The 13,864-nt window shown below is 43.0% G+C and carries 10 protein-coding genes; all 10 read left to right on the forward strand.

The window, feature by feature from the left end; translation table 11 throughout:
• The gene (locus HXT28_RS00680) at positions 1 to 561 is read left to right on the forward strand and encodes a hypothetical protein (RefSeq protein ID WP_422113672.1); all 561 of its coding nucleotides are present in this window, start codon (positions 1 to 3) and stop codon (positions 559 to 561) included.
• Positions 561 to 2,402, forward strand: a complete 1,842-nt coding sequence (locus HXT28_RS00685) for a peptidoglycan D,D-transpeptidase FtsI family protein (protein WP_422113673.1) — start codon at positions 561 to 563, stop codon at positions 2,400 to 2,402. The genes HXT28_RS00680 and HXT28_RS00685 overlap by 1 nt, the downstream gene beginning before the upstream one ends.
• A 43-nt stretch (positions 2,403 to 2,445) precedes the next feature.
• Positions 2,446 to 3,462, forward strand: coding sequence for a hypothetical protein (locus HXT28_RS00690; RefSeq protein ID WP_016637083.1), 1,017 nt, complete (start codon positions 2,446 to 2,448; stop codon positions 3,460 to 3,462).
• A gap of 75 nt (positions 3,463 to 3,537) precedes the next feature.
• Positions 3,538 to 5,172, forward strand: a complete 1,635-nt coding sequence (locus HXT28_RS00695) for a UDP-N-acetylmuramoyl-tripeptide--D-alanyl-D-alanine ligase (RefSeq protein WP_422113674.1) — start codon at positions 3,538 to 3,540, stop codon at positions 5,170 to 5,172.
• A 101-nt stretch (positions 5,173 to 5,273) separates the two neighbouring features.
• Entirely contained in the window at positions 5,274 to 6,377 is a 1,104-nt protein-coding gene (mraY, locus tag HXT28_RS00700; RefSeq protein ID WP_016637085.1) for a phospho-N-acetylmuramoyl-pentapeptide-transferase, read from the forward strand.
• A gap of 131 nt (positions 6,378 to 6,508) precedes the next feature.
• The gene (gene murD, locus HXT28_RS00705; RefSeq protein ID WP_422113492.1) at positions 6,509 to 8,095 is read left to right on the forward strand and encodes a UDP-N-acetylmuramoyl-L-alanine--D-glutamate ligase; all 1,587 of its coding nucleotides are present in this window, start codon (positions 6,509 to 6,511) and stop codon (positions 8,093 to 8,095) included.
• Positions 8,082 to 9,650 (forward strand): peptidoglycan glycosyltransferase FtsW, encoded by a 1,569-nt coding sequence (locus HXT28_RS00710; protein ID WP_422113675.1) that lies wholly within the window; start codon positions 8,082 to 8,084, stop codon positions 9,648 to 9,650. Before murD ends, HXT28_RS00710 begins: the two co-directional genes overlap by 14 nt.
• A 63-nt stretch (positions 9,651 to 9,713) precedes the next feature.
• On the forward strand, positions 9,714 to 10,913 hold the full coding sequence (locus HXT28_RS00715; RefSeq protein WP_016637088.1) for a UDP-N-acetylglucosamine--N-acetylmuramyl-(pentapeptide) pyrophosphoryl-undecaprenol N-acetylglucosamine transferase: 1,200 nt from the start codon (positions 9,714 to 9,716) through the stop codon (positions 10,911 to 10,913).
• A complete protein-coding gene (gene murC / locus HXT28_RS00720; RefSeq protein ID WP_016637089.1) occupies positions 10,913 to 12,469 on the forward strand; it encodes a UDP-N-acetylmuramate--L-alanine ligase in 1,557 nt (518 codons plus the stop codon). The genes HXT28_RS00715 and murC overlap by 1 nt, the downstream gene beginning before the upstream one ends.
• A gap of 112 nt (positions 12,470 to 12,581) precedes the next feature.
• Positions 12,582 to 13,820: a cell division protein FtsQ/DivIB gene (locus tag HXT28_RS00725; protein ID WP_422113493.1), complete on the forward strand. Its 1,239-nt coding sequence runs from the start codon at positions 12,582 to 12,584 to the stop codon at positions 13,818 to 13,820.
• Positions 13,821 to 13,864 lie beyond the last annotated feature (44 nt).

The raw sequence follows: 13,864 nt of genomic DNA on the forward strand, positions 1-13,864 counted from the left end.
ATGGTGTTGAATATGAAAAATCGTGTATTGCATTCATCTACTACATCGGCTCCTGCAGGTCGTTCAAAAGATGCGTCTGTTCGTAAAGATTATGCACATAATTCAACGTCTGCGGTGTTTAGCTCAGTGCAGTCTCAATCTTCAGGTGTATGCAACCGTTTTCGCAAAGTTATGGTGTGGAGCAACACGCGTAAAGTGCCGTTAATAAATTGCATGATTGTTGTAATTGCAATGGTTGCTACATTGTCAACTTCTTTACTACTTCGTACACAGATGGCTGAGCTTTCATTTGAACAAACAGCAGTACAGTCACGTATTGCGCGTTTGCGCCAAGATGTAGAGGCAAAGCAAGCGAAATTAGATACTTTAGAGGCGGAACTTCCAGCAAGAGCACAACGCATGGGTATGGTTCCGCAGCAAGGTTCTATTGCTATTGATCTTAGTGATTATGCTGCGAAACGAAAACGCAATCGAGCGGATTGTAAGCAATCAAGCAAACAGATCACTTCGCACAATCAACAGCAGAATCAGCAGAATCAAGTAAAACAGGAGAAACATTGATGCGTCACTTCATGAAACAACGTTTCGCCAATCAGCAGATTTTTGTTCGTAAATGCACTGTTATTGCCATAATTTTTGCATTTATCAGTATAGGTGCAATAGTAAAGCTGAGCTTTATTCAACTGGTTAACGCTCGTTCTACGGCACAAGCAGCACAAGCAGAGCGTAGCCGTGTGCGGCCGATTCTTGCACGACGTGGGCGGATTTTGGACGCTAATGGCGCTGTTTTGGCGCAAAGTGTAGAACGATTTAATATTATTGGTGACCCTCTTAATGCGCAGGCTTTTAAACCGACACCATGCACGAAACAAACTGAGGGTAATTGTCACATGATTGATGGCAAGCCAGTGGAAGGTACGGGTGCTGTGGCGGTTGCTCGTTTACTTGCACCGTTGTTGCATATGAGTTCTGTAGAACTTGGTGGCAAATTAGCTGGTGTTGGCCGTTACGTATTGTTGAAACGCAACGTTACTCCGGCTGTGAAGCGTGCTATCGATAAGCTTAATCTTTCCGGCTGTATTTATGCCGAAAATAGTAGTGAACGCGTGTATTCTAGTGGACCAATTCTTGGTTCTGTTATTGGTGCTGTAACTCATGCGGATGAAGTTAACCGTAAAGGTATGAAAGGTCGTAAAGGCGAAGTTGGTGTTACTGGTCTTGAATTTACGCATGATTCAACACTGAATGGTGTAGATGGGTATCAGCGTTACCAAGGCAATAACGCGGGCAATGAGAAAATTCCTGGTACTGTAACTGAGTCTAAACCTGCGGTTAATGGAAGCGACGTTAAGCTTACTATCGATAGTGATGTTGATTGGTATGTAAAAAAAGTGTTACTTGACGGTAAGAAACAGTATCATGCAGCTTGGGGTGTGGCTGTAGTACAGGATGTTCATACTGGTGAAATTCTTGCTTTGGAAGATACTGATGATATTAAAGCCGGTACCACTGCTGCTAAAGTAAACGTTTCACGTGCGGTAAGTCAAACTTTTGAACCTGGCTCTATTGGTAAAGCTTTCGCAATGTCGGGTATGCTGCAAACTGGTGCGCATAAGCTTACCGATCAATTTGCAGTACCGAATAATCTTAATAAAAATGGGCAAACGTATCATGATGCTGTTGATCATGGTGTAGAACGTTGGACGTTAGCTGGTATTCTTGCTGAATCTTCAAATGTTGGCATGGTAATGGCTGGTGAAAAGTACCCATTGGACAAGCGTTATGAATATCTTGCTAAGTTCGGTCTTGGACAATATTCTGGTTTGAATTTGCAAGGTGAATCTCGCGGCTTACTTCCTAGCGTACAATCTTGGGATGGTCGCAAAAAAGATACGGTACTATTCGGTCAAGGTTATGCTGTGAATGCTTTGCAACTTACGAATGCCATGGCAACTATTGCTAATAAAGGTGTTAAGTTGCGTCAATCATTAATAAAGTCAGTTATTGATGCTAATGGTCATGTCACAAAACCTGCTCGTCCTGAAGCAACGCGTGTTTTGGATGAAAATGTTGCGGCACAGATGATGAATGCTTTGGAAAATTCTGGTGAACATTATCACCGCTTTGCTGGAGTTGATGGTTATCGTGTTGCAGCAAAGAGTGGTACTGCTGAAGTTGCTGGAGCTGATGGTCGACTCAGTTCTACGATTAGTGACTGGTCGGGTGCTATTCCGGCAGATAATCCTCGTTTTGTTATTACTGTTGTATTGCGTGATCCTCAAGGTGTGTATGGTGGTATGACTGCAGGTCCATTGTTTAAGACCATTGGTGAATTCCTTATGCAGAAGTATGATATTCCAGCTTCGGCTCCGCGCACAAATCCAGTTGCAGTAAATTGGTGATGCACGTATTACAATATTTGTTATACGTAGGGTAGGGTGTGCGATGAATGCTGTTGATGAATATGCAAGAGTAAGAGTGACCTTAGGTTTTGCTGCTAAGAACTATGGTTTTGAAGTTGTTCCAGCTTTTGCTGCTGGAGTAACTATTACTTCACTCGCTCATGATGTGCGTCAAGTGCGTCCCGGCTGCTTATTTGTGCCAGTTGGTCATGTTGATTGTCGCCAGATTGAAGCTGCACGTGATGCTGGAGCGTATGCTGCGTTAGTTCCTCCAGAGATTCGTAGTGAAGCATCTACACTTGGTTTGCCATTATTAGTATCGTCAGCTAATCCTGTTGCGTTGGGGAAGCTTGCTTGTGATATTAACGGTGATCCTTCTTCATGCGTTGCAACATTTGCTGTTGCTGGAGATGATGACGATGAAATCCATGCTAATGTGTTACGCTTAGCTGATTTCTTGCATATGCTTGGCAATCCAGTAGGTATTATGAGCGACGCTGGATCTATGTCGTTACAGCGCGAATTATCTTTGCAATACCCGCTGAATATTGCAGATGTTCAGCACACGTTGTCGGTGTGTGCAGAAGATGGTGCGGCTGCTGTGGTTATTGCGCTTAATGCTGCTACTTTAGCAAAGAATGCGTTACAGTCAGTAAATATTGATGTACTTGGTGCCGAGCTTACTCAACAAAATAAGAGTGCTAGTACTACACCTACGGTTGCGAAAGTAAAGTCAACAGCATTAACCAATGATGCCTCTAGTGAAGCAACTATTGCCAATGCGAAAGTTACGAAAATTCCTGTACCATCGCTCGATTTGCCACCAAAACCGACAATGAGTTTTTATTCATTGCGTCAACGTTATGGTTTTATGAGTCGAGAGCACTCATATTGTGTTTATCGCTCAGCCGAATCCGATGAACTAGCCGAATTAGCTGATCAAATTGGTGGTCGTGATGTTCATCGACATCTTTCCTTAGCTATTGCTATGGTACTTGCTGCTGGTGTGCGTAAGGGGACTATTAAAAGCGCATTGCGCGTTTCGCATGAGTTACGGTAGACATATGTTGCGTTATGTGATGATGGTGCTGTGACAATTGTGGATGTTATGAATAATTATTTTTTGGAGGATGTTATGAGTTGTGAAGTTTCGTGTGCGAATAATCATGAAAAGGTTTCGCACGCGAATATGATGCCGATGACAGTTCATGAAATTGCTGTTGCAGTACGCGGCACAGTTAGTAATAACAATAGTAGTCATGCGGTTGCTGATACTGGTGTTGCTGAAATTGTTGTTACATCAGCTTGTAGTGATTCTCGGCAAGTGCGTCATGGTGCTGTTTTTGTTGCTATTGCTGGTGAGCATGTAGATGGTCATGATTACGTTCAGCGTGCGGAACAAGCAGGTGCTGTGACAGCTATTGTTGAGCATGTAGTTGAGGGTGTTGAGTTTCCTCAGATTGTAGTGTCTGATTCTGTTGAAGCATTAGGGCTTCTTGCCAAGCATAATTTGGAACGTCGTCGCGCATTAGAACAACCATTTACTATTATCGGTATTACTGGTTCTGTTGGTAAAACAACAACCAAAGATATGTTGCACGCTTTGTTGAGTACAGTGGGTGAAACTGTTGCTCCAGTTGGTTCGTTCAATAATAATATTGGATTGCCACTTACAGCGTTGCAAGTGGGGAGTAAGACTCGATTTTTGATAGCTGAAATGGGTGCTAACCATGTTGGTGAGATTGCTAATTTAACGCGTATTGCTCCGCCGGATCTTGCCGTAGTGTTGAAGGTTGGCGTTGCGCATTTAGGTGAATTTGGTTCAGTTGAGCGCATTGCACAAGCAAAAAGTGAAATTGTGCGAGGACTTGTGCCTCATGGTGTAGCTGTGTTGAATGCTGACGATGCTCGCGTTGCTGCAATGGCTCATCTTGTTGAGAATAAGCATGTGCGCTGGTTTGGTCGAAATGTTAACCATAAGATGCTTGAATCAGCGCGTCAAGATGAATATCAATTGTTAGCAAGTGATGTATCGTTAGATTCCTTTGGAAAAGCGATGTTTACTCTTACAGAACGCGTATCTTCTGATTGTATTCATGCAACTCAAGTTCATCTTGCTATACAAGGTGAACACAATGTTATGAATGCGCTTGCTGCAGCGAATGTTGCTCGATCTTTAGGTGTGACTTTATCAACTATTGCTGCGGTATTGGGCGAAGTTTCGCATATTAGTCCTCATCGTATGCAATTAAGCACGGTATCGCATGGTGATGAACAGTTCACGCTTATCGATGATTCGTTTAATGCTAATCCTGATTCTATGAAGGCCGGTATTGACGGTTTATGTGCATACGAGCATACTGCAGATAGGCAAGTGCATAGTCTTTTCCGCATTGCTGTACTTGGTTCAATGCTTGAGCTTGGCAGTAATGAAGATGAATTGCATACGGATATTGGTGAGTATGCTGCTCAATCGACTGTTGATGCGGTTGTAGCAGTTGGTTCTCAAACGGATGCTGAATTAGATAGATTAGCTCAATGTATTGCTCGAGGTGCACAAAGCTCGTGGCAGCATAAGCAACTTTCAGCTATTCATGCAGTACATTGGGTGCACAGTGCGGATGAAGCTGATGCATGTGTTTGGAAACTTGTGGCTGGTCATTCGAGTAGTGTTGTGTTATTGAAAGGTTCACATGCTTCAGGATTAAGCGTGTTAGCTGAGTGTTGGAAAAAACTTTCAGATGATGCGCACTCTCACTGTTCACAATGAACATGTAAGTATGTTTACGAAACATACCATAAAAGAATAATAGTACAAAATAATAAAGCAAAATAACAAAGCAAACGAAACAGTAAACGGAGGTTTAAGCGGTGATTGCGCTTATTGTAGGAATTGTGGTGTCACTCGTAGTGACGATTGTTGGCACGCCTTTGCTTATTCGTTTGGTGCATCGTTTGCACTACGGTCAGTACATTCGTCAGGATGGTCCACAATCTCATCTCGTTAAACGTGGCACACCAACCATGGGTGGAGTGGTTATTAATCTTGCAGTTGTAACAGGTTGGGCTGCTTCAGCGTTATACCGCTACTTGTCTGTAGGTCGTACGCCTTCTTGGTCTGCTGTGCTGGTGTTATTTGCTATGCTCTCTATGGGTTTGCTTGGTTTTATTGATGATTTTGCTAAAGTTCGTAAAAAGCAGAATTTGGGTCTTTCTGTGCATGCTAAATTTATGGGTCAGATTATTTTTGCTAGCATTTATGCGCTTCTTGCATTATTGTTACCGACACAATCTGGTATTGCGAGCGCACAGGCAGGTATGAGTTTTATCGAGCGACCGTTCTTTGATTTTTCAATGCTTGGTAGAGGCGTGGGTATTGTTGTATTTATTGTTTGGGTGAATTTTCTTATTGCTGCATGGTCTAATGCTGTAAATTTGACTGATGGTCTTGATGGTTTAGCTGCAGGATCTTCGATGATTGCTTTTGCTGGTTATGCGTTGATTGCTTTTTGGGAAAGCTATCATGTGCGTGGTGGCGGTCATTTTGGTTTCTCTTATGCTGTTTCTGATCCTCTTGATTTATCGATTATTGCTGTGTGTGCTGCTGTTGCTTGCTTTGGATTCTTGTGGTTTAACTCTAATCCTGCGCAAGTGTTTATGGGCGATACTGGTTCTTTAGCATTGGGAGGCTTATTTGCGGCGCTTTCTATTGCTACGCATACAGAATTTTTGGCAGTAATTTTGGGCGGATTATTCGTTATGGAAGCAGCTAGTGATGTTATACAAGTTGGCTTCTTTAAAGCTACTCATAAGCGCGTTTTCAAAATGGCTCCTATTCATCATCATTTTGAATTGCTTGGTTGGACGGAAACGAAGGTTGTTGTGCGTTTCTGGATGATTGAGCTCATGTTTGTGCTTTCTGCGCTTATGATGTTTTATGCTGATTGGGCTGGACGTTCAGGTTTACTTATTTAATCTGACTTGACGCATGCTGAGCGTAATGAGTACGGCAAATATTCATATGCTTGAAAAAAGAAATAATACTATAACGCAAGCAGTGCCGCATGCAGCATTGTGAACATGGTAACTAATCGGAAGGTTTCAGTATGAATACTGTTATGAATCATGATGCATCTATTTCATCGCAGCTGTGTGCGCGTAATCGTGTATTTCCGTTCCGACGCGTGCTAGTAGCTGGTCTTGGTGTTTCTGGTCGTGGTGCAGTTGACGTGCTGCGTGCGGTTGGTGTTGATTTTCTCACAGTTGATGAGCATAAGCCTGAAGCTGATATTCATGATTTTTCTGCTATCGATTGGTCTGCTATTGATGCTGTGGTGACTTCTCCGGTATTTAATCCGCGTACACCATTTTTGCAAGAAGCTTCAGCGCATCATATTCCAGTAATGAGTGAAGTTGAATTAGCATGGCGGTTGCGTGTGCCTTCTCAGCGCACAAATCATCCTGCTTCTTGGGTTGGTATTACTGGTACGAATGGTAAAACTTCTACTACTGAAATGACTTCTGCGATGCTTACGGCTTGCGGTTTGGATGCTCCGGCAGTAGGTAATATTGGTAAATCTGTTTCTCGCGCAGCTTTAGAAGCTCGTCATGATGCTTTATGCGTTGAATTAAGTTCTTTCCAGTTACATTTTACTGATTCGTTAGCACTCGATTGTGCTGCTATTACCAATATTGCTGCCGACCATTTGGATTGGCATGGCGGTATGGAAGCGTATGCTCGTGACAAGTCAAAAGTATTTCATAATGTTCGTAAAGCTTTAGTTTATAATGCGCAGGATGCGCGTGTAAGCTCGTTGGCTGCTGCAGCAACAGTAGCTGATGGTTGTAAAAAGATTGGTTTTACGTTAGAAGAGCCTCAAGATGGTGAAATTGGCGTACAGGATGGCTGGATTGTTGACAACAGTGGTGTTGCTGGCGGTTTTCCTGGCACGTTGAAGCGTATTGTTGCTTTGCGTGATTTGCAGCATTTATGTGAACCTGATGGCACAGTATATCCGCATCTACTAGCTGATGCGCTTACTGCTTTAGCGTTGGCTCTTGGCTTAACTGGGAATGTGGATGCTGCAGTTCGTGCTTTATGTGAGTTTGCTCCAGGCGGGCATCGAATTCAAACTGTTGCAACTTTGCCGGCTCAAGATTGTAATCCTTCGCATAGTATTCGATTTGTTGATGATTCTAAAGCAACTAATGCGCATGCTGCTGCTGCATCTTTAGCAAGTTTTGCTAATAATTCAGTTGTTTGGATTGCTGGTGGGTTAGCTAAAGGTGGTCATTTTGAAGATTTGGTAGCGCGTCAGCGTCATGTGATGAAGGCTGCAGTAGTTATTGGTGTAGATCAGCGCCCTATTGTTGAAGCTCTTCACTCGCAGGCGCCGAATTTGCCAGTAACACTTGTTGCTCCTGATGGTTCGTCTGCGCAATCGTATAGCAGTGTGGATGATTTGGTGTGTGCGCAAGTTGAGGACCGTTCGCTTATGAATGCTGATTCTTCATTTGGTGAAGCTGTTATGCGTCAAACTATAGAAGCTGCTGGCAGCTATGCTAAACCTGGTGATATTGTGCTGCTTGCTCCAGCATGTGCTTCTATGGATCAATTTGTTTCATATGCTGATCGTGGCAATCGCTTTGCTCAAGAATCTCAACGATGGGTACGTAATCATGGTATTCAATAGTAAGAAGCTCAAGCAGGGGTTACTTTCGCTAGGGCATAAAGTGTCAGAAGTTATGATTCACGATCATATTGAGGCTGATACTGACTCCATTCGCCAAGACAATACTTCCAAGTCAAGCAATACTCGTAAACAGCGGGTAAATTCCATGCGGACTTTTGTAAATAGGTCGTTTAAAAAATCAACTCGTACTCATGCAGGCACTGATACGCCGATGAAACCGGCAGAAGCACCTAAACCTACCAGTCAATCTACTCAGCCTACTCAGCCTGCTAAGTCTACTAAGTCTGCTCAGCAACCTGCTACGTTGTATCGTCGCGTAAATCTATTTCGTACTTTTGCTCATATCTTTGCAACGAAAAAAGATTCGTCTTCGCAATCTTCTTTACAACAAGCGCAAGAGTCTGTATTTAAGCAGTATATTGGTTGGCGTAGTGTGACTAATCCACTATGGTGCTTATACGGTATGCGGGTATCGGTTATTGTTTTATCGATTTTTGGCTTATTTATGGTGTTTTCTAGCTCGTCTGTCACCATGATTACATACGGTGTAGCACCTTGGGGCCAAGGCATAAACCAAACGCTATATTGCATTTTGGGCATGATTGGATACATATTCGCTTCTCGTGTGCCTGTTACATATTATCGCAGGTATGTTGCTATTATTTATACCGTTTCTGCGGTAGCACAGTTCCTCACATTTGTACCAGGTTTACGTCGAGAAGTTAATGGTAACGCTGGTTGGATTGCATTTGGTCCTATTACTTTACAGCCTGCAGAAATTACTAAACTTGCTCTTTGTATTTGGCTACCAATAGGGCTTCTTGCTGCAAAACGAGCGTATGAACGCGTACGCATGCGCGCTTATATTCCGGTAGCTGTGGGTCTTGGCATATCGTTGCTGCTTGTTATTGCCGGTAAGGATCTTGGTACTGCTCTTATTATTATTCTTATTGCTCTTATAGCGTTTTATCTTGGTGGTTTCCCTACGCGCTGGTTAATAACGGGTATGATTGTTGCCAGCATTATGGTTGCGTTGCTTGTATTAACTAGTCAAAATCGTATGCGACGTATTCTTGCTACCTTGCATGGTTGTGATGCAAAAGCAGCCAAAGGGGTGTGCTTCCAAGCAATCCACGCGCAATACGCTATGGCTTCCGGTGGTTTACTCGGTGTTGGTATAGGTAATTCTCGAGAAAAGTGGAATTATTTGCCATACGCTCATAATGATTTTATTTTCGCTATTATTGGTGAAGAAATGGGATTTTTAGTTGCTTCTGCAGTAATTCTGCTGTACATCATCATCGGATGGTGCATATTAGCTTCAGCATTGCAAACAGAATCAAAATTTATTTCTATCGCATTAATGTGTATTGCTACGTGGATTGTAGGACAAGGCTTAGTGAATATTATGGTAGTTGTGCAATTGCTGCCAGTAATGGGTGTACCAATGCCGTTTGTATCTGCTGGCGGATCTTCGCTGGTGATGTGCCTAGTTGCAGTTGGTGTAGCGGACGGTTTAATGCGCGCTAATCCACGGCTGACTGCAGCAAAATAGTAGTGATTTTGCCGTGTTTGCGTAGTAATGTCAAGATAGTACAGGTAAACATAGGGGGTAACAATGGATGCTAAGAGTGCTCATCATCAAGAAGTGCATATAGTGCTTGCAGGAGGGGGAACTGCAGGTCATGTTAATCCATTACTGGCTGTTGCAGATGCGTTGAGGAAACAGGAAACACAAGCACACGTCAGTGTTATTGGTACAGCTGTTGGATTGGAAAAAGATCTGGTGCCAGCAGCAGGTTATGAACTTGATACTATAGAAAAAGTACCGTTTCCTCGTAAGCTGAATAAAGACGCGCTTACATTTCCATTTCGTTGGATTCGTGAAAAACGTAAAGTGCGCAGTATTTTAGCTCAGCGTAAAGCAGATATTGTTGTTGGATTTGGCGGCTATGCTGCCGCTCCTGTATACACTCAGGCGCATGCACAACATATTCCCATTGTTATTCATGAGCAAAATGCAAAAGCGGGTATGGCAAATCGTTTAGGCGCGCATTGGGCTACAGCAATTGGAACAGTGTATGAGCATACAGGTTTGCGTACAAGTGAAGGAATAGAAGCTGAACGCGTTGGGTTACCGTTGCGTTCCGCTATTGCAAAGTTGTGCGAACAGTTTGAGCAGGATTATAGTTCAGCTCGAATTGAAGGTGCTCGCCAGCTTGGTCTCGATTTTCGCCGTCCAATTATTCTTGTAACTGGCGGTTCTTTAGGAGCAAAAAGCATTAATCTGGCTGTAGCTCAAGCTTCTAAAGAAATTTTGCAGCATGCGCAAGTCATACATTTAACTGGTCGCGCAAAAGCGGAAGAAGTGCGGAGTATAGTTGCAAAAAATGTTGGAGAATCACAAATAAACGATATTCATCCAAATCATGCTGGATTAGGTGATTATCATATTGCAGAATATTTAGAGCGTATTGACTGGGCTTTTGCTTGTGCGGATTTAGTTATTTGTCGTGCTGGAGCTGGAACTGTTGCTGAAATTTCCGCACTTGGTTTACCGGCTGTATATGTGCCGTTGCCTATTGGTAATGGTGAGCAACGTTTTAATGCAGCACCGGTAGTTCAGGCTGGTGGAGCCATCATGATAAACGACGCTGATTTTCATGCTCAATGGTTGTGCAACGAAGGTCTGTCATTATTGCAAAATAAGCAACAGTTACAAGCTATGCGTAAGCAAGCATGGAACTACGGTATTCGTAACGCTGCAGACGTTATGGCACAGCGTATTCTTGAAATCGCAACAGAAAGCAGAAAGTAATGACGAATCTTCATAGCAATACAACTTTATCGCTTAATAATATTGATTTAAACCCGGTAAAATTCGCATTTGATACTTCACAAACTATATCCAAATTAGGGCGAGTACATTTTATTGGCATCGGCGGTGCTGGTATGAGTGTTCTAGCAGAAATGCTTCACGAAGAAGGTGTAAGTGTTAGCGGATGCGACCGCGAAGCCAATGATCACACTCAACGTTTAGAAGCATTAGGTATTGAAGTAGCAATTGGGCAAAATGCTTCGCATGTTGAGCATGCAAATGTGCTTGTATACTCAAGCGCAATCAAACCAACAAATCCAGAAATTGTGGCAGCATACGAGCACGGTATAAAGTTAGTGCATCGCAGCGATATTCTCGCATTATTACTTGCTGCAAAAACTGGAGTTACTGTTGCTGGCGCACACGGAAAAACAACCACCAGTTCGCTTCTTGCGCATATATTAACCACTACTGGTACTGGTACTTTAGCTGATCCAAGTTATGCTATTGGTGGCTCAATACAAGCAGCAGACGGCACAGTTCTTGACGGTGGTCATGCAGGAAAAGGCAACATTATGGTTGCTGAAGCAGATGAATCCGATGGCAGTTTTGAAAAATATCACCCAAGTATTGCAATCGTAACAAATGCAGAAGCTGATCATCTTGATCATTACGGTTCGAGTGAACATTACCGCGAAGCTTTTGTTGAGCATGTAAGTCACGCTCTCCATCACGTAATAATATGCGCAGACGATGAAGGTGCTCGAAAAGTACTCGAAGCATTACCAGATTCGATTTTACGTACAACAATCGCGTATGGTGATGCTGATTCATGGCGTGCGAAAACTAGCGATCGTGTGCAAACTTTAGCAAAGTTCGCTGAAATCATGCATGAAAGTGAGCAGGCTGGCAGTGGGCGAGAAGTATTTACGCTAGTTTTGCCTCAAAGTATGGTAACTGCTGATGCTGAATCTCGTGTGCTAGTAAAGTTACTTATTCCAGGTTTGCACAATGCGCGTAATGCGTCCGCTGCTATTATTGCTGCAGTATTGCTTGGAATGAATCCGCAGGATGCTGCGCGCGGTGCTGAAAGTTTCCGTGGTGCTTCTCGACGTTTTGATATTCGTGGTTGTGTGAATGGCGTAACGGTGGTGGATGATTATGCGCATCATCCAACTGAAATAGCAGCTCTGCTTCATGCTGCGCGTAGACGGTATCCTTCAGCAAAACTGCGTGTTCTCTTCCAACCACATTTATTCTCGCGCACTCGTGCATTTTCTCGCGAATTTGCACAAGCGCTGGCTTTAGCAGACGACGTAATCGTTACGGGAATTTTTCCTGCTCGCGAAAAGCAGGAAGATTTTCCAAATATTCATGCAGAAACTCTTGTGGACGCTGCAAAATCGCAAAATCTTAATATAAACATTGAAGCGATTGACGATATGCGTGAAGCTGCATTGAAATTGACCGCGCGTGCAAAAGCTGGAGATGTTCTTCTTACTGTTGGTGCTGGAAGTGTTACTGCTATGACATCTGTTATGCTTGAAGCATTGTAAATAGCAATGTATATACGTTGTGTATACGTGTTATATTGCCCATACTGCATGCAGTCACTATGAGTATATTGGTAACGTAAATTGTAAAAAGGTTGCTACGAAAGGTAACGGTATGAGTCGCGTAGTAGTAAGTAAATCGAATGATACTGCTGCAGATAATTCGCATCATCGTACCGTTTCCAGCCTTAATTTAGTTCGTACTGCAAAATCTCGTACAGCAAAGTCTCGTACAGCAAAGTCTCGTACAGCAAAATCTTTGAGCTCAAAACCTCGGAGTGCGCAATCTGATAGCACGAAATCTCGCGTTACTGAAAAAAGTAATGCGAAATCGCGTAATATTGCATCACGCATATTCAAATCGCATACTACTAATACTCATATTGCTCAGCCTCGTTCCGCCGCATCATTACGTAAATCGCAGCGTGCTCATAGTCACATAATGAGTCAGCGTACAACGCAAATGCATATTGTTCATAATCATCATGAACAGCATCAAGATAAGTTTGTAGATGCGCGAAGTTTGCCTGGGCTTGATTTTGTGAAAAAAACTTTGAGTCAAAAAACTGGTTCTTTTGGTATGATGACTCGTCCTCATATCGTTGATTTTCGTGAACGTTTAAAAGAACGTAAGTCTGCTTATTTGCATTTTACGCTTCGTCGACTGATTGCTATACTGCTTGTTATTGTCACCATATCGATTATGGCTTGGCTGCTCTTTTTCTCGCCTCTGTTCCGGCTGACTGCTGATGATATTAGTGTTGCTGGCTCTAACGAGTGGGTGAGTGAAGAAAAGATTGCATCAATCGCTTCAACCCAAGTGAACAAATCGCTGTTCTTAGTATCCTCTCAAGAAGTAATCAACCAGCTTAACGACATTCCTGGCGTTACTGAGGCGAAGGTCGTAAAAGATTTTCCTCATAGCTTGCATGTTACAGTGCATGCGCAACGTCCTGCAGCAATGTTGAAAACATCTGATAATACTATGCTTACTGCTGTTGATGCTAAAGGTCGTGTGCTGAATTCTGTAGCGCACGCCTCTACGCAAGGCATACCAGTAATTGAAGTAGTTGATGTACAGCGCAGTTTGAATAATTGTGCTGTGCTAGAAGCTGTAAAAATCGTAAGTTCGCTGCCAGAATCGTTGCGTTCGCGCATTACAAAGGTGAGTGCAAAAACGCAGGATTCCGTTGAAACTGAGCTTGGTGGTGTAAAGCGAACTATTGTGTGGGGTAATGCTTCACAGCTTGAGTTAAAAAAAGCTATTGTTGCTAAAATTATTGATGATTCTAGCAAGATTGGTAATAAGCAACGTCTGGATGTTTCAGCTCCTGTGCGACCGATTCTTAAGTAGTGTGAGCTTTGTTATTTGCTTCAATAATAATATTGTCAAGCTTT

It is taken from the genome of Gardnerella washingtoni (genome assembly GCF_049262705.1).
GTDB classification, from domain to species: domain Bacteria; phylum Actinomycetota; class Actinomycetes; order Actinomycetales; family Bifidobacteriaceae; genus Bifidobacterium; species Bifidobacterium vaginale_D.

What these genes read in the sequence shown, in the direction of transcription:
- HXT28_RS00680 (WP_422113672.1), top strand. Translation starts at nt 1, where the DNA reads ATGGTGTTGAATATGAAAAATCGTGTATTGCATTCATCTACTACATCG.
- HXT28_RS00685 (WP_422113673.1), top strand. Translation starts at nt 561, where the DNA reads ATGCGTCACTTCATGAAACAACGTTTCGCCAATCAGCAGATTTTTGTT.
- HXT28_RS00690 (WP_016637083.1), top strand. Translation starts at nt 2,446, where the DNA reads ATGAATGCTGTTGATGAATATGCAAGAGTAAGAGTGACCTTAGGTTTT.
- HXT28_RS00695 (WP_422113674.1), top strand. Translation starts at nt 3,538, where the DNA reads ATGAGTTGTGAAGTTTCGTGTGCGAATAATCATGAAAAGGTTTCGCAC.
- murD (WP_422113492.1), top strand. Translation starts at nt 6,509, where the DNA reads ATGAATACTGTTATGAATCATGATGCATCTATTTCATCGCAGCTGTGT.
- HXT28_RS00710 (WP_422113675.1), top strand. Translation starts at nt 8,082, where the DNA reads ATGGTATTCAATAGTAAGAAGCTCAAGCAGGGGTTACTTTCGCTAGGG.
- HXT28_RS00715 (WP_016637088.1), top strand. Translation starts at nt 9,714, where the DNA reads ATGGATGCTAAGAGTGCTCATCATCAAGAAGTGCATATAGTGCTTGCA.
- murC (WP_016637089.1), top strand. Translation starts at nt 10,913, where the DNA reads ATGACGAATCTTCATAGCAATACAACTTTATCGCTTAATAATATTGAT.
- HXT28_RS00725 (WP_422113493.1), top strand. Translation starts at nt 12,582, where the DNA reads ATGAGTCGCGTAGTAGTAAGTAAATCGAATGATACTGCTGCAGATAAT.